This is a genomic window from Haladaptatus pallidirubidus, assembly GCF_020700235.1.
Classification (GTDB): domain Archaea; phylum Halobacteriota; class Halobacteria; order Halobacteriales; family Haladaptataceae; genus Haladaptatus; species Haladaptatus pallidirubidus.
This window is the reverse complement of record NZ_CP085305.1, coordinates 31953-45566: the sequence shown is the minus strand read 5'-3', so window position 1 is coordinate 45566 and position 13614 is coordinate 31953. Positions and strand designations below refer to the sequence as shown.

At 52.4% G+C, this 13614-nt stretch carries 20 protein-coding genes; 9 read left to right on the top strand and 11 right to left on the bottom strand.

Features of this window, described 5'->3' with window-relative positions; translation table 11 throughout:
- Positions 1–180: 180 nt before the first annotated feature.
- Entirely contained in the window at positions 181–948 is a 768-nt protein-coding gene (locus tag LIX15_RS27115; RefSeq protein ID WP_227778346.1) for an IclR family transcriptional regulator, read from the top strand.
- 16 nt (positions 949–964) lie between these two features.
- On the opposite strand, the gene LIX15_RS27110 is transcribed toward LIX15_RS27115, so the two are convergent.
- On the bottom strand, positions 965–1354 hold the full coding sequence (locus LIX15_RS27110) for an SWIM zinc finger family protein (protein WP_227778345.1): 390 nt from the start codon (positions 1352–1354) through the stop codon (positions 965–967).
- A 174-nt stretch (positions 1355–1528) separates the two neighbouring features.
- On the opposite strand from LIX15_RS27110, the gene LIX15_RS27105 reads away from it, so the two are divergent.
- From LIX15_RS27105 to LIX15_RS27090, 5 genes are all read left to right on the top strand, one after another.
- Positions 1529–1783, top strand: a complete 255-nt coding sequence (locus LIX15_RS27105) for an HTH domain-containing protein (RefSeq protein ID WP_227778344.1) — start codon at positions 1529–1531, stop codon at positions 1781–1783.
- Between the two features lie 146 nt (positions 1784–1929).
- Positions 1930–2121, top strand: a complete 192-nt coding sequence (locus LIX15_RS33855; protein ID WP_425556739.1) for a DUF7718 family protein — start codon at positions 1930–1932, stop codon at positions 2119–2121.
- A gap of 12 nt (positions 2122–2133) precedes the next feature.
- Positions 2134–2304 (top strand): hypothetical protein, encoded by a 171-nt coding sequence (locus LIX15_RS27100; protein ID WP_227778343.1) that lies wholly within the window; start codon positions 2134–2136, stop codon positions 2302–2304.
- Between the two features lie 129 nt (positions 2305–2433).
- The gene (locus LIX15_RS27095; RefSeq protein WP_227778342.1) at positions 2434–2637 is read left to right on the top strand and encodes a hypothetical protein; all 204 of its coding nucleotides are present in this window, start codon (positions 2434–2436) and stop codon (positions 2635–2637) included.
- 119 nt (positions 2638–2756) lie between these two features.
- Positions 2757–3116, top strand: a complete 360-nt coding sequence (locus LIX15_RS27090) for a hypothetical protein (RefSeq protein ID WP_227778341.1) — start codon at positions 2757–2759, stop codon at positions 3114–3116.
- Between the two features lie 135 nt (positions 3117–3251).
- Here the strand turns inward: LIX15_RS27090 and LIX15_RS27085 are convergent, their stop codons facing one another.
- From LIX15_RS27085 to LIX15_RS27050, 8 genes are all read right to left on the bottom strand, one after another.
- The gene (locus tag LIX15_RS27085; RefSeq protein ID WP_227778340.1) at positions 3252–3419 is read right to left on the bottom strand and encodes a DUF1931 domain-containing protein; all 168 of its coding nucleotides are present in this window, start codon (positions 3417–3419) and stop codon (positions 3252–3254) included.
- Between the two features lie 160 nt (positions 3420–3579).
- Entirely contained in the window at positions 3580–4014 is a 435-nt protein-coding gene (locus tag LIX15_RS27080) for a hypothetical protein (protein WP_227778339.1), read from the bottom strand.
- Between the two features lie 455 nt (positions 4015–4469).
- Positions 4470–4763: an amphi-Trp domain-containing protein gene (locus tag LIX15_RS27075; RefSeq protein ID WP_227380912.1), complete on the bottom strand. Its 294-nt coding sequence runs from the start codon at positions 4761–4763 to the stop codon at positions 4470–4472.
- Between the two features lie 412 nt (positions 4764–5175).
- A complete protein-coding gene (locus LIX15_RS27070; protein WP_227778338.1) occupies positions 5176–5613 on the bottom strand; it encodes a toxin-antitoxin system TumE family protein in 438 nt (145 codons plus the stop codon).
- Between the two features lie 2 nt (positions 5614–5615).
- Positions 5616–6143, bottom strand: a complete 528-nt coding sequence (locus tag LIX15_RS27065) for a winged helix-turn-helix domain-containing protein (RefSeq protein WP_227778337.1) — start codon at positions 6141–6143, stop codon at positions 5616–5618.
- 418 nt (positions 6144–6561) lie between these two features.
- The gene (locus tag LIX15_RS27060) at positions 6562–6738 is read right to left on the bottom strand and encodes a hypothetical protein (protein WP_227778336.1); all 177 of its coding nucleotides are present in this window, start codon (positions 6736–6738) and stop codon (positions 6562–6564) included.
- Between the two features lie 174 nt (positions 6739–6912).
- Complete coding sequence (locus LIX15_RS27055; protein WP_227778335.1) at positions 6913–7314, bottom strand: DUF8118 domain-containing protein; 402 nt, start codon at positions 7312–7314, stop codon at positions 6913–6915.
- 6 nt (positions 7315–7320) lie between these two features.
- On the bottom strand, positions 7321–7878 hold the full coding sequence (locus LIX15_RS27050) for a hypothetical protein (RefSeq protein WP_227778334.1): 558 nt from the start codon (positions 7876–7878) through the stop codon (positions 7321–7323).
- Positions 7879–8184: 306 nt separating this feature from the next.
- Between LIX15_RS27050 and LIX15_RS27045 the strand changes: the two genes are divergently transcribed.
- The gene (locus LIX15_RS27045; protein WP_227778333.1) at positions 8185–8427 is read left to right on the top strand and encodes a hypothetical protein; all 243 of its coding nucleotides are present in this window, start codon (positions 8185–8187) and stop codon (positions 8425–8427) included.
- A 534-nt stretch (positions 8428–8961) separates the two neighbouring features.
- On the opposite strand, the gene LIX15_RS27040 is transcribed toward LIX15_RS27045, so the two are convergent.
- Together LIX15_RS27040 and LIX15_RS27035 are read right to left on the bottom strand one after the other, a co-directional pair.
- Positions 8962–9693: an aspartate/glutamate racemase family protein gene (locus LIX15_RS27040; RefSeq protein WP_227778332.1), complete on the bottom strand. Its 732-nt coding sequence runs from the start codon at positions 9691–9693 to the stop codon at positions 8962–8964.
- Complete coding sequence (locus LIX15_RS27035) at positions 9694–11466, bottom strand: M28 family peptidase (RefSeq protein WP_227778331.1); 1773 nt, start codon at positions 11464–11466, stop codon at positions 9694–9696.
- A 163-nt stretch (positions 11467–11629) separates the two neighbouring features.
- Between LIX15_RS27035 and LIX15_RS27030 the strand changes: the two genes are divergently transcribed.
- A complete protein-coding gene (locus LIX15_RS27030) occupies positions 11630–12664 on the top strand; it encodes a zinc-binding dehydrogenase (RefSeq protein ID WP_227778330.1) in 1035 nt (344 codons plus the stop codon).
- A gap of 125 nt (positions 12665–12789) precedes the next feature.
- Complete coding sequence (locus LIX15_RS27025) at positions 12790–13494, top strand: hypothetical protein (protein ID WP_227778329.1); 705 nt, start codon at positions 12790–12792, stop codon at positions 13492–13494.
- Positions 13495–13614 lie beyond the last annotated feature (120 nt).

The window sequence follows — 13614 nt, the reverse complement described above, 5'->3', positions numbered from 1 at the left end:
TGATATTACTGGTTCTGTTCCGTAGAATGGAACGCCAACCGAGAAAAACCAATGTGCTTATAGTCCAGTCATTATAATCAATGACAATATTAAATTAAAAAGGAAATATTCCATACAACGGGAATATCGTTCCACAGAGTGGAATGGTATTTATACAAATGGGCCACGTATACAAACACAATGTCTGACCAACCTGAGGGACCAATCCAAGCACTCGATACTGGAATCGAAATTCTGGAGAAGCTTGGAAATTTAAATGGAGCAGGTGTCTCAACGCTTGCTGCCGAGGTTGATCGGCCAAAGAGTACAGTACATCGCCATCTTAAGACGCTTGAGAATCGTGGGTATGTCCAAAACGATGGCACGGAATATTTTGTTGGACTGAAAGCACTTCGTCTCGGAGCAAATGCACTTAATCGCCATCTCGTCTATCCGGTTACAAAATCAGTAGTGAATAATCTGGTAGAAGAAACAGGGGAGTCAGCAGCAGTTGCCGTTGAAGAGGCCGGACAAGCAGTATATCTCTACTATAATCGAACGGATCAAGCAGTCAAAACAGACGCTCGTCTGGGTATCCGTTTATACCTTCACTGTACCGGAACTGGAAAAGCAATTTTAGCATATCTTCCAGAGGAACGAATAGACCAAATCATTGACCAGCATGGTCTGCCGAAGCGAACGCCACAAACAATCACTGATCGAGATGAGTTGGACACTGAGTTAAAACGTATACGTCAACGTGGCGTTGCATTCGATGATGAGGAGCGATTAGAAGGAATGCGAGGTGTTGCTACTCCAATAGTGAATCAGGAAACGGGTACTCTCCTTGGTGCGCTTACAGTCGCTGGACCAACTCATCGTGTTCATGGCGATTGGTTTCGAGAAGACATCCCAGAGTTGCTCCAGCGAGCTACTAAGATGATTGAAGTGAATATTACATACCAATAAACGACGGAATCGGTGGTTAGTTCGGCAGTTCCTTCCGCCCGATCCTCACGCATGGCCAGCATGGGAACCCCTTAAGGCCGTCACAGTCGCAGTCTTCTGATCCAGTATCGTCTTCATCCTCCGATGGGAAGGCCTCGAGCGTGCCGTCGTTGGTTGCGTTTTCGACGGCAGCCATGTGTTTGCAGAATGCGTTGTGGTGGACGTGGTGCGGGCAGGTACAGGCCATCAGTTCGTTGGTCACATCGTCGATGGAGACGGTGTACTGGTGGTCTGCAGGGTTCTCGTGGCTCTCGTTGGTGACGTTGATGAGTCCGGGGGCATCGACGTCGAAGGCAAATTGTTCGGTCTGTGCGCGTTTCTGTGCCGTCTCGGCAGCTTCAAGTTCCGTAGGCGATTTCGTTGACATGGTCTTCATCCATAGGAAGACCGATGCCGGGTGCTAGTGACACCCGGCGCGTTTTGACACGCCCGAGGGCACCGTTCTTCCTACTATACACTATGTAGTGCGTGGGTGGTAAAACTGTCGGTTCAACACATAGTGAATGGGTATAAGTAGGAGGGCGAGAAACGACCAGATACAATGACCGACGAGGCGGGTGACAGAGAGCGCGATAATAAGGGGCAATTCACCGAAGCAGCGACCGACGACGAGATTCTTGCCACGATGCGAGACGCCGAGTTCCCTGCAGTGACCGCCCGGTGGATCGCAGATACGCTTGAGGTGGACCGGACAACGATCCATCGTCGACTGGAAACATTACAAGAGAGTGGGACTGTCAAACGGGGGAAGCTCAGCCCCCGTGTCGTAATCTGGTGGCTCCCAGAGGACCGGTGACAGATGCCACGCGAGTACGAGCGAGAATTCACCGCAGCAGTCGCCCATCGAATCCGCCGCCGACTTGGCTTTGATACAGAGCAAGGCACTGTGGTGCGGTCGTTGTACAGCTTGAGTATTACCACGATGACGAGTGGCATTCGGTCGTGCGGTATGATCATGATGGAACGGGTGAAGCCGAGTTCACCCACGATGTGACCACTGACGGACTGCATCTCGATATTTATCGCGATGATGAGAAAGATGCAACCGAATATATTACACCCCCACTCCCAGCGGCTGACGCACTCGATCGCGCCGAAGACCATTATAGCCAACAATCTCGAACGGTATATTAGAAGGTACGAACGATGGCACGGAATCACCCCATGACGGACGACGAAATCGCCGAGCTGCGCGAAAAGATGGCTGCCCAGCGTCCAGATATTCGTGCCGCCCTCGCCGACGATCTCGACTGTGACGCCGATGAGTCACCACTTGACGACACCGCACTGCCTGACGGTGGCGACACGACCGAGTAATCCACTCGACGCGACTCGAGAGCACACCGCTTCACCTAACACTAAGGCGAAAGCCTCTCGTCGGTGGACCGCAGTGCTATCCACCTCGCTTCCAGCGGGGCAGAATCGACAGTATCCGCCAATCAGATTATGAACACCTTCACTCACATTCGAGACAGCAACGAGATGTTGCTTGTCTTGCTCGGCGCGTTCGCCCTGTTCGGTCATGACTGGCTTGCCGCGACAGCTGGCAAGACGGTTGCCGCCGTGGTTGGGATCGCGCTCATTGTGCTCGCGGGGATCGGTATCCGCGACGACATACAGGACTTGCTCGCGACTGAAGCGCCGGCCTAGCGATCAGTCACCTCCTCAATTTTGGGATGTTCGGAAGATTCGTGGCAATCGGTACAAACTACTTGTCGGTTTTCGTCTGTTTATCTCTGATTAAGTAGTTCTGGGACTTATATTATGATATGGTCGAAGATAGTGACGCAAACAGTATGGCTGACTCGCTTCACCGACAAGCACAGAGCCTGCAGGAAACGTCGCCTGCGAAGTACGGTCTCTTGGAAGCGTACCACGAGAGTGTCCGAGAAGCGCTCGAAGTCTGCTCGCGGAACTATCCCTCTACCAAACAACTGAGTGAAAATCTTCCCGATTCCAGCCTGACACCGCAAATGCTGGGGAATCTGCTAGCGTTACTCGTGCAGTTTGAGATCATCGAGGTATTCAGTGAACGCAATAATAGCAACCGCTACGACCTCACTCACTATGATCGCAAGCGAATGGACACGCTCAATCATATTCTTCAGCGAGTGTCCGCAAGTTCGTAACCAGCAAAATTCGAACGAAGAAGCCCGAGACTCGTCGGGTGATAGGGCTTCGAACGGGATAGCGGTCGCTAGAGAAATGGGTTCTGTGTAGTGACGAGCAAAAACAGGTTGATGCTACGTTAAGGCGATGAGTTGCTACAAGTCGCGCGGTTGAACGGTTTTGCGATCGTTTTCTTCGGCTCGGCGAGAGGCGTTTTCGAGAACCGTCGCAACTTCCTCATCGAGTGCATCGTAGAAGTCACTTGCAACGTTCTGTCCTTCGAGCTGTTCTTTTACTGCCGCTTTGACAATCAAATCAGCCATACAAGCGCCCAGACGGGATAATACTACAAAAGACCAGTGGTAGAATAGTTGAAAAAGGACCAGTAATTGGGATCACTGATGACGATATTCTTCGGGTAATTCGTGAGTCCGAGTTTCCGGCAGTGTCCGCTCGGTGGGTTGTAGATACGGTCGAGAATACCTAGCTACTTCTAAGTGGTGGATTATGACGAGGATCGATCTTTCTGCGTCGATCTCCAGTTAGCAAAAGGGCTGCAAGGAGTAAGAGGACAGCTGCCGGTGCAATAATCAGTCCAATGCTGAACAGCCCAAGCAGTGTCAGGACACCCAGTCCAATGGCAAGCAGCCAAATCGCCCAAAGGATGCCACGCAATACAGCATATCCTGCGAGGAGAGAGATGACGAGCAGGACACCACTCCAGAAGGCAAAGACTGGCGCGTTTGCTGCTCCGAGTGACGCATCCTCGTGACTGAATCGGATTCCAGTGACAGAGATGGAGAGGTATGGAATCACGAAGGTAAACAGCATGTAGAGTACGCCGAGAATACCAGCGATCATCGCACTCAAGCCGCTGATTTGTCCACCCTGTTCGAGTCGTGAGGGACGGTTGTTCATACGTACTATACGCTTGCAACTATCTAATACATTCTCACAGGATGGACTATGAGGGTCGAATAAACCGATGTTAGTAAGGTATACTAACCCAAACGCCACTACCGCATCATCAGAAAGCGCGATACTCGTGGTCAATTTGCAGAAGAAACGACAGACGACGATATTCTCGCGGCGATGCGCGAGCCCGAGTTTCCGGCAGTGACCGCTCGGTGGGTGACGGATACGGTTGCAATGGAACGGTGGCCAGTACATCAGCGGTTCGAGGAGTTGCATGAACTGGGCAAGTTAGAAGGCGGGAAATTGAGTCCGCAGATGGTTACGATGATTAAAGACTCTGTATTGGCCGGTTCTGGTGCCCTCTGGTGGAAATTTATCCGGTCTGGCAACCACTCATATCGCTGAATGAACGGATGCAATTTTCCGACGATTGGCTGCTACTGAGGCCACCAACCGTGTCATTCGTCCGACGATACCGGTTCGCCGTCTTCCATTCGCCATTCGAGTTCGACTTCGAACTCAGCCTCGTCGTCGGTAACCTCATACTCGACTTCCAGTTCGAAGTGCTCTGGAACCGCGACCGTGAAACCGTTGTCTCCTTCGATGTCGATTGTCCCGTTCTCCACACCATCGGCGACTTCGCGGAGGATCCCCGCACCGTCTGCCCGACTCATCACTTGCTCACCTTCACGTTCCGTCTCATCATCTGCCGATTCCGCTTCGGTTTTGGATTCTTCGTCGTCGTTTCCCATACCAAACCTGCAACGGCTGTCAATAAAACATCTCGGGCTTCATATCCGCACAGTTTGATCGGTGGTAGTCACCACTTTCATCGAAGCACCACCGAGAGGATCCTTACTGTCTCAAGTGGTAAGTCTATCTCCTGTATCTACCGATTAGAGTGACTAGTCGAGATTGTGGGTGGGGCAGGTGATGGTGAGTTCTCGAAACTGTTTCCGCCAGTATCGAGCCGATCGAACGCCTTATACAATCACCATATTATTGATCTGATTTGGTCTTTGAAGATACTCATCCCTTTCCATTGGATACATCATAATCGATTTCGGCCGTGTAACTGGCACGAGACAGTAGTCTCAACTGAATTATAAAAATCGCTTCGTCGTGAAAGAAGACCCTCATCACCAAGTCAACCAGTAGTCTCGTTCATTCATATTCAGTCCAAATGTCGCCCATTCGATCATAGACCCAAGGGACAACGACACGTGAGAATACGGATGGCAACTCTGGTGGATGCTCTCGGTTCACCCCATCGTCATGAGTCGCGTTTGGTGGTGAGTGAAAATGGTGCATAGAATATTCTTCACTCTCGTGGCGATCCCAACGACACATCCACTCCTCACCGAAATGATCTTCGACATATGTAATATGGAAATCACCGTTGACATACGATTGCACCTCGATATATGCTTCGCTCACATACTCCTCTGGGTAATGTTCGTCACGAAGCGAGATAACGATCGAATCCGGCCGATTCGATGGAAAGATAGAAATAGTCTCGATCCACTCCTCTGATCCCAGAATCGATGCGATTTCCCGCAGTAAAGCACGATTTGGTGTCCGCTTTCTCTTCCCGTCGACCACACTCAGACGACCCCTTCATCGGTTGCACTGTCGCGGTTGACACGACGAAGGTCATGGATCTCCTGTCTGACTGCCTCCCAATTGGTGATATCTAACCAGACCTGTTCTGGATCCCCGTACTCTGCATACTCTAAGGGATCGATGTCGTCAGGGCGCTCGACATCGTAAGTCTGCTTGTAGTCCTCGTTCTCGGCGAGCAAATCACCAAGCCGGGATTTGTACTCCTGCTCGCTCAACTCTGCTAAGCGATTCAGCCGTCGCCATTTGAAGTAGGCTTCATTCCGTCTGTACGTCACCGGGTTCTCTGTCACACGGGTCAAGAGACCGATCTCGGCAAGTCGTTTGAGGTGGCGTCGGGCCGCATTCGCAGAGCAGTCTGCGCGGTCAGCAACTTCAGAAACAGGGGTTGGATCGGTGAGTTCGAGGGCGATTCTGTATACTCGCTCGTCAGCGGGGGCATTTTCAAGCCGATCGGCGAAATCGGTCGCAAAATCGGTCTTGGGTGGTCCTCGTTCGTTTGTATAGCCCATACGCAGAAATACGAGCTGGTACGCAATATATCTATTGACTGCGCATATTAACGATGATTCACAGTATCTCTGGAACTGGATCGAGAATAGTTAACAGTCATTAACAGATGTACTAGCGAGGAGCAGTTATAGAGAGCTTGAGATTAGTGAATTGCCCTATTCTCTGGCTGATCCCTCCAAAAATTCGCACGCACTCGATTCGATCGCCGCAGCGTAGTCATCGTATGACTCGACAGCCGCGTTCGTGGCTAACGCCCAGAGCGAAGACGATACTCACTCATCACTCGTGATTTCTCTGCAATCCGATCGTCTCGACCAGGATAGACGAGTACTCCCGGCACTGCAAGTGCGAGGATGTACGACGTGAGCTGATAGACATTATTGGATGACGCCGACCCTGTCTTCCACTTGGCGTCAACTACCAGACGGGTGCGCCATCACTCCGAGTAACGAGGACATCCAGTCGCATGGAAACTGCATGCGGTCCTTCGACAACGTTTGGAATCGACGCTTGTCCCTCGACGGTGAAATTCCCGAATTCCTGTGCTGCCGCAGTGAATGCCCGCTCGACGATGCGTTCGAATACGTCGTGCATGTTGACGAACAGTGCCTAGCGGTGCCACCCCCGGCGCTTTCGCCCAGTCTAGCAGGTTGCGCTCCGTCGTCGGCGTGTCGTCGTGTTTGGTCGTCTCCGCGCTTTCGCTGAGCGTTCGCTGGGCAACATCGGCCAGCGTTGTTTGGCGTGCCATAAATGGAAAGAGTGAGTGGATTAGCAGCAGTCGGTGAGTGCACCTTTCCGAGTGGCTTGCGCACCACACTCCTCACACTTCCAGTAGGTGTGATCGACGTTGCCGTATTTGTCGTGGCCCGTGTACGGGCCACTGACACGCTCGTCGGTGTCCGCCGATGGGAACGTCTCAAGCGTCCCGTCGTCCGTTGCGGTTTTGACGGCGGTCATGTGCTTGCAGAAGGCATTTCGGTGGACGTGGTGCGGGCACGTGCAGGCCATCAGTTCGTCAGTCACGTCGTCGATGGAGACGGTGTACTGGTGGGCTGCGGGGTTCTCGTGGCTCTCGTTGGTCACTTCGACCATTCCGGGGGCTTCGATGTCGTAGGAGAACTGTTCCCACTGTGCGCGTTTCTGTGCCGTCTCGATACTATTGGCTACCAAAGCAGATCATCCTCTTATCGTCCAGCGTCGCTTGCCAGAAATTTCATCGTCGCAGTTAGATTGCAGCACGGTGACGAGCCCATCGAACTTGCACGTGATCGCTCGACCGAGGCTCCGAACGACAAGACGATGAAGCAGCGACTGCGGTTGGTCAACGAGAAAGAGGTGGCCACAATCATACTGCTGAGCAGCGGTGAGTAGGCGATCAGTTTCGCGACCAACCATCCCAACGGCTGTGTAGTCGATGCCAAGCGGTTCGAGCGCTTGTCGCCCAAGCTTGAGGGCGTTTTGTCGGCATGATTCTTCTGCCTGGCGTATACTGTACGTCGGAAGATGAGCGATCGGAGCGTACGCTCGCTGTCGCTCCATAAATTCACCCGTGGCCATTATGCTCACCAGTACGAGTTTACCACCCGTGCCGACGACGTACGTTCCTGCTTCACGAATGAGGCGCTGATCGATCTCGGTATCAGTGAGATGTACTATTACATTTCGTGAACGATCGTCGATCGTAACTGTGTCGTCAAACGCCTCGACAGTGACTGTCGCCGGTGATTTGGCCATATACCATAATCACTTGGAAGCTCCATAATCGCGAGCCATACCCAGAGTGAAAGTGGTTTCGTCTCTATTCAAGAGACAGTATATCGAACGGCAGAGCAGCTGATGAGCCACTTTCACCGACGGTTTTCGGGAGTGTGCTCCGAATATACTTCAACCCAACAAGGATCCTTCTGGAACTAGCGTGTTTCGACACGTCCGAGGGTACTGTTCTCCCTGCCACGTACTATGTGATACTTGGTAATAAAGCTACCGAGGTACTACGTAGTGTATGGGATTAAGACGGTGGAAAATGAACTGACGGCTACGATGACAGACGAGAGAGAGCGCGATACTCGTGGTCAATTTACAGAGGAAACGGCTGACGACGATATTCTCACGGCGATGCGCGAGTCAGAGTTTCCGGCAGTAACCGCTCGGTGGGTGGCGGATACGCTGAAGATCGAGCGGCCCTCCGCGCATCGACGGCTTGAGGAGTTGCACGAGAATGGAGAGATAAAGCGGGGGAAGTTGAGTCCGCGGGTTGTTATCTGGTGGCTTTCAGAGAAATAAGCGCAAGAGACAATACTCCTGAGCAGAAACTGATGTGAAAGACAGAGCAGCTGCTATCTATCTGGAATACTACAATTATTATATGCACATGAACATCACTCGATGGCTTGTACTCACGTCTGGGCGTGCTTCAGCGAGCTGCTCTCGCTGAGTGTCATTAGTGAAAGACCAAACGATCAACGATCAGAACAAACTCATCGAATTGATTCAGAGTCAGGGCTGGAATATTACCACCCTTGAGCTCAAAGATATTGAGACAAACCATAGTCACCATATTCATAAAGTCTCTTTATTAAATATCACTAGTAAGTTTTTGGAAATTATATCTCGACAGTCGAATTTTGGTTAGAGATAACACCCTTAGGACGTTATTTATTAATGGAGTAGCTCTTGCTTCGCAAAATCAGATTTTGATTTTCTTGACATTTGGTAACGTTAGTTACAGGAGAACAGTCACAATTACATGAAATAATGGCGAACAGCTGACGTTACGCTTCGCTCAGTAGGGCGTCAGGCAAAAAAGTAGACAATCAGTTATCGTTCACTGAGGAGATCGTCAAGCTTCTCGAATTTTGGTGCAGGGAATGCACGCTTACTCTGAATAATGCCATGGCGAGCCCAGGTGTTCGCCTGTTCGAGCGCAATGGTTGCCGGGTCGAGGAACGGAACATCGACTCGTTCTTGAATCTCGTCGTGCCGCTGTGCAAATGAAAGGCTCATACAGCCAGGAAACAGCGCCTCTGCACCGTCCTTAGTGACTGCCTCTCGTCCGACTGAAACCATCCGCTCGACCAGCTCATCCGACTCATGATCGATGGATTCGACCGGAGCGTCCACCGAACGGACGCTGGCCAATCGTTCTGATAGACCGTACTCGTGGACTTGTTCACGGGACATTGGGACGGTTTCATCGAGAATTGTCAGCCATGAGAAACGGTCAGCAACCTGTGCCGCCGTGAAGACGGTCGCCTCAGCCGGGCCGACGACAGGGATGTCAAGAAGTTCGCGTAGCGGGCGGAGACCTGGATCGCCAAAACAGCCAATAACAATAGCGTCGAACTCGTCACGGAGTTCGTAAGCACGTTGCATCTCTCCGATGACGCACCAAGCTTCCTCGACGCTGCTCTCGATGCTTGACGGTCCACCATTGCGTGTTTGGACAACCGTCACATTGGCTGCAGTTACTTCGTTGGCGATTCGTTCGCGGCGAGCCCGCTCCGCTGCGTCAAGTCCCGTTCCGGGTACAAGATAGGCTATTGCAGTCATCTATGCCTCGGGCAGTAGATCGCGTGCCTGACGAAGCTCGTGTATGACTCCATTCTGCTCGCGTTTCAGTTGCACCTGAAGGAACTTTCGGTCATCTCCTTCAAGAAACGCGAATTTGCGGGCTGGAGAATACCGTGGGAACGGTTCACGCTTTACAGCTGGATCCTGTTCGAACTGGGTGCGCCGTACGAGATTCAACCGCGTAAGGATTCTCGCAAGGCCGGTGATCGTATCATTCGCAACAGCCGGGGTGACATCGCCGTCATGAGCAGCCTCTTGGAATGATTCGATATCATCACGGAGCGGATAGAGTTCTGCGAGTGTTGGGCCAAAATCGAAGGCCTCGCCTGCTTCTTTATCGTACTCCTCGACTATCTCAATGAGCCGGTCAGCATTGCGTACATGGTCGAACGGAAGAACATCCGCGTTGAGTACGCGAAGTAAGCTGACTGCGTACACACGGATGTCGCGTACGAGTTCTTCCTTACCGGCCTTATCAAGCGTGTCGGTCGAGACATGCCATGCGTCAGAGTTGCCACCACAGCCACCAACGGGGTGCCACCCGTTTTCTTCCCGTACATCGGCTGGGATATTCGAAGAGAGCATGAAGAAGCCGGTCAAGCCAATATTGTCGAATGAGTAGTCACCCGCTCGAAATGGGTGATTTTCGCCGTATGGTGCGCCAGTCACGTCGTTGATGGCGTCGCCGACAAGCGCGTGCGCCTCTGGCGTCCAGCAGGACATATCAGCGTACTCGGTCGCGCCCTTTGCACCAGGGCTGTCCATGTTTACCTGGGCAACGCAGTTCTCTACCAAGTCGTGTGCGAACTCATCGGCATACCACGTGCTGCCGGCGTACCGCCCCGTTGAATGGCCCGGCCACCACGCGACCCGCAGGTTGCGATCCAGTTCGTCGCCGTAGTTATTGATTACACGTGCTAGTTCGAGTAATCCCGCGTCGCCGGTTGCGTTGTCTGTGATGCCGACATACCACGAGTCATAGTGGCCGTGGAGCAGGACGAACTCGTCGGTGTCTCCGCTCCCTTCGATCTCAGCAACCACGACCGGGCACTCCATCCAGTCAGTCGTCAGATCCGTCTCTAATTCGACTTTGAGGCCTTCCTCGCTGTCGGCCCACTCACGCAATTGCGCTCCGTCCGGTTTTCGGACATTTACAATGGGAATGTTGGGAATTTTGTCCGCTTCGTCCAACCGTGGAGCGCCGCCCCAAATAGGGGTCGCGATACCGTTGTGCGGCTCGCGGTCATGTTCGTGAATAGCGATAACACCGATAGCGCCCTTTTCCTCTAAAATACGCGTTGCACGAATCGAGAGACTGCCCGCGGCAGTAAGAGCAATCTTGTCGTTTAAATCACCGACGTCCGTGTACGGTTCGCGTGCATCGTCTTCTTGAGAGAGTAAGTCAGTCCCCGCTGAACCGACGTACTCTACCTTGCCCGACACGGTCGTCGAGGCAGCGAAAGAGATTGTCTTAACAGGGCCAAACTCGAACTCACGGTTCAGTGTCCGAACAGATGCATCGTGAGGCTGGCTAATGTACAATTCCGGGTCGTATCGATCGTATTTAACTCCAAACTCATCCAGCTGTTCGGTGATATACTCAGCAGCACGTACCTCGTCCTCGGTTCCGGAGACGCGTTCTAACTCCGAGAACTCCTCCAACAATGACCAAGGTTCGTCCACTGAAATGTCATCAACGACACGTGTTTCAATGTCGCTAAGGGCTGCACTGTTTGCTACTTGCTGACTCATCACATCGATACTCACAATACGTATACAAAACAGTTTGGTATGAGTGTACAGATCGCCTCTATTCGGACACAATTAGCGTCATTCGATGCCGTTTAAGAACTACCACGACTCGGCGTTCGCCGCAGCACGTAGATTTACGTATCGTGATAGGTAATCGCACGTCATGCGTACCGCACACATTATGCAGTATGGATCGTCAGATGAAGCATTGGCGGTCGTCGAGACGGACGCTCCTGAACCTGACCGAGGCGAGGTGCGGATTCAAGTTGAGGCCTGCGCACTCAACCATCTTGATGTCTTTGCCAGACTAGGACACCCTGAAGACGACGGGGACTTTCCGAAGCGTACTGGCTGTGACATTGCGGGTATTGTCGACGCAGTTGGGGATGACGTCGACGAAGATCGTATTGGTGATGAGGTCGTCGTCTACCCTGGCGTCACGTGTGGGGAGTGTCGGTACTGCCTTAACGGCGAGCACACGATGTGCCACGAATACAGAATTATTGGAGAAGATTTGCCGGGTGGCCTCGCAGAATACGTAACTGTCCCGGCGTGGTGTCTTGACCCGAAACCGGAATCGCTCACCTTCGTTACCGCAGCCGCGTGGCCAATTACCTTCACGACCGCCTGGCGCATGATAATTACCACGGGCGAGCTTCGTCCCGCTGAAACAGCATTGATACTCGGCGCCAGCGGCGGTGTCGGAAATGCTGCACTCCAGATTGCCAATCGACTTGGGGCAACAACCTTTGCCACGACCTCAACCCCTGAGAAAGCCGAACGTGTCTCCGAATGGGCAGACGAGGTTATCGACTATACGAGGGTTGCTTTCGATGAGGAAGTTCACAAGCTAACCGACGGTCACGGCGTCAACCTCGTTGCAGACCACGTCGGCCAAGAGACGTGGCAGCAAAGCATCGACAGCCTCGCGATGGGCGGCCGAATGGTTATTTGTGGGGCGACAAGCGGCTCCGACTCAGACATTGATATTCGATCCGTTTACCAGCATCACCGCCAAATTCGCGGCGCACCCATGGGAAACCGCCAGGATTTCCGCGACGTTGGCAGTCTCGTTGCTGCTGGAGAACTTGAACCCGTCATCGACCGAGTACTCCCTCTCGATGGGATCACCGAGGCCCATGAGGCTATCGAGAATCGGGAGGTATTCGGTAAAGTGGTTATTGAACCCCAAGAATAATTTCGCTAACTAGTAAGAAGTTTTACCTTTCCCGATGCTTTTAAGTGGTGTCTCTTGGTCGAAGAATGTGAGGTTGACTAGTGGTGCCAAATAACATACGAATACTATTACGAATATGTTTCCTCGTGGCGGTTCTCACAGGCCTGAGCGTCGCACCTGCGACCGCACAAGAGGAATCGAGTCCAGATGTGACGCTCGCAACTGCATCCATAGACATAGATGCTGGTGAGTCGAGCGTTGTCACAGCCCAGTACACGTTTGATGTCGAAAGCACTGGGAACGGAGAGTCATCGCTCTCCGCGGTTGAAGGGACGATGTGGCTATTCCCAGATCATCGAATCGGAGACGTGTCCGCCACAGTGAACGGAAACGAGGTCTCACCGGACGTGACTCGGCATGACAGATACATGGATCTCGCAGTTCCAGTTGAAAGCGTGAGTGATGGCGATAGGGTTACCGTCGCGCTTGAGTATACAGTGCAAGGAATAGCGAACAAGCTCAAGGCTCCGATTTGGGTTCCGTCGTTCGAAACCGCTGGAACAGACCGGAATATCGATATGACGGTAATGTTGCCTGAAGGAACGCAGGTTCACGGCGCATCGTTCCCGAAGGTGAACGCACAAAGCAACGGCGGCTCGACGCTCCAATTTGATTTAGTTCATGTCCCAGGATTCGTCTCAGTAACATACGGTGACGGAGCCGGGTCGTTTTTCACAATCGACACTATTGCAACAATAGTCGGACTCACTCTCATTGGTGGGTTCCTCGGTCTATGGTTGGCGTACACTCGCGGACTCATCGGTAACAGGAGGGAAACAAATGTCGCTTAGTTCACAGCTGATGGTATTTTTGGGAGTTGCACTGCTATACATAGTCTTCACATTTGCGTGGGGCTGGTATAAGGGTAGACAGGAGGACAATAAAACGCGGATTGATTCACAAACCGTGAC

Bases quoted from the DNA above. Each gene is read 5' to 3' on its own strand.
- LIX15_RS27115 (WP_227778346.1), top strand. From the start codon at position 181: ATGTCTGACCAACCTGAGGGACCAATCCAAGCACTCGATACTGGAATC.
- LIX15_RS27110 (WP_227778345.1), bottom strand. From the start codon at position 1,354: ATGTCAACGAAATCGCCTACGGAACTTGAAGCTGCCGAGACGGCACAG.
- LIX15_RS27105 (WP_227778344.1), top strand. From the start codon at position 1,529: ATGACCGACGAGGCGGGTGACAGAGAGCGCGATAATAAGGGGCAATTC.
- LIX15_RS27100 (WP_227778343.1), top strand. From the start codon at position 2,134: ATGGCACGGAATCACCCCATGACGGACGACGAAATCGCCGAGCTGCGC.
- LIX15_RS27095 (WP_227778342.1), top strand. From the start codon at position 2,434: ATGAACACCTTCACTCACATTCGAGACAGCAACGAGATGTTGCTTGTC.
- LIX15_RS27090 (WP_227778341.1), top strand. From the start codon at position 2,757: ATGGTCGAAGATAGTGACGCAAACAGTATGGCTGACTCGCTTCACCGA.
- LIX15_RS27085 (WP_227778340.1), bottom strand. From the start codon at position 3,419: ATGGCTGATTTGATTGTCAAAGCGGCAGTAAAAGAACAGCTCGAAGGA.
- LIX15_RS27080 (WP_227778339.1), bottom strand. From the start codon at position 4,014: ATGAACAACCGTCCCTCACGACTCGAACAGGGTGGACAAATCAGCGGC.
- LIX15_RS27075 (WP_227380912.1), bottom strand. From the start codon at position 4,763: ATGGGAAACGACGACGAAGAATCCAAAACCGAAGCGGAATCGGCAGAT.
- LIX15_RS27065 (WP_227778337.1), bottom strand. From the start codon at position 6,143: ATGGGCTATACAAACGAACGAGGACCACCCAAGACCGATTTTGCGACC.
- LIX15_RS27060 (WP_227778336.1), bottom strand. From the start codon at position 6,738: ATGCACGACGTATTCGAACGCATCGTCGAGCGGGCATTCACTGCGGCA.
- LIX15_RS27050 (WP_227778334.1), bottom strand. From the start codon at position 7,878: ATGGCCAAATCACCGGCGACAGTCACTGTCGAGGCGTTTGACGACACA.
- LIX15_RS27045 (WP_227778333.1), top strand. From the start codon at position 8,185: ATGACAGACGAGAGAGAGCGCGATACTCGTGGTCAATTTACAGAGGAA.
- LIX15_RS27040 (WP_227778332.1), bottom strand. From the start codon at position 9,693: ATGACTGCAATAGCCTATCTTGTACCCGGAACGGGACTTGACGCAGCG.
- LIX15_RS27035 (WP_227778331.1), bottom strand. From the start codon at position 11,466: ATGAGTCAGCAAGTAGCAAACAGTGCAGCCCTTAGCGACATTGAAACA.
- LIX15_RS27030 (WP_227778330.1), top strand. From the start codon at position 11,630: ATGCGTACCGCACACATTATGCAGTATGGATCGTCAGATGAAGCATTG.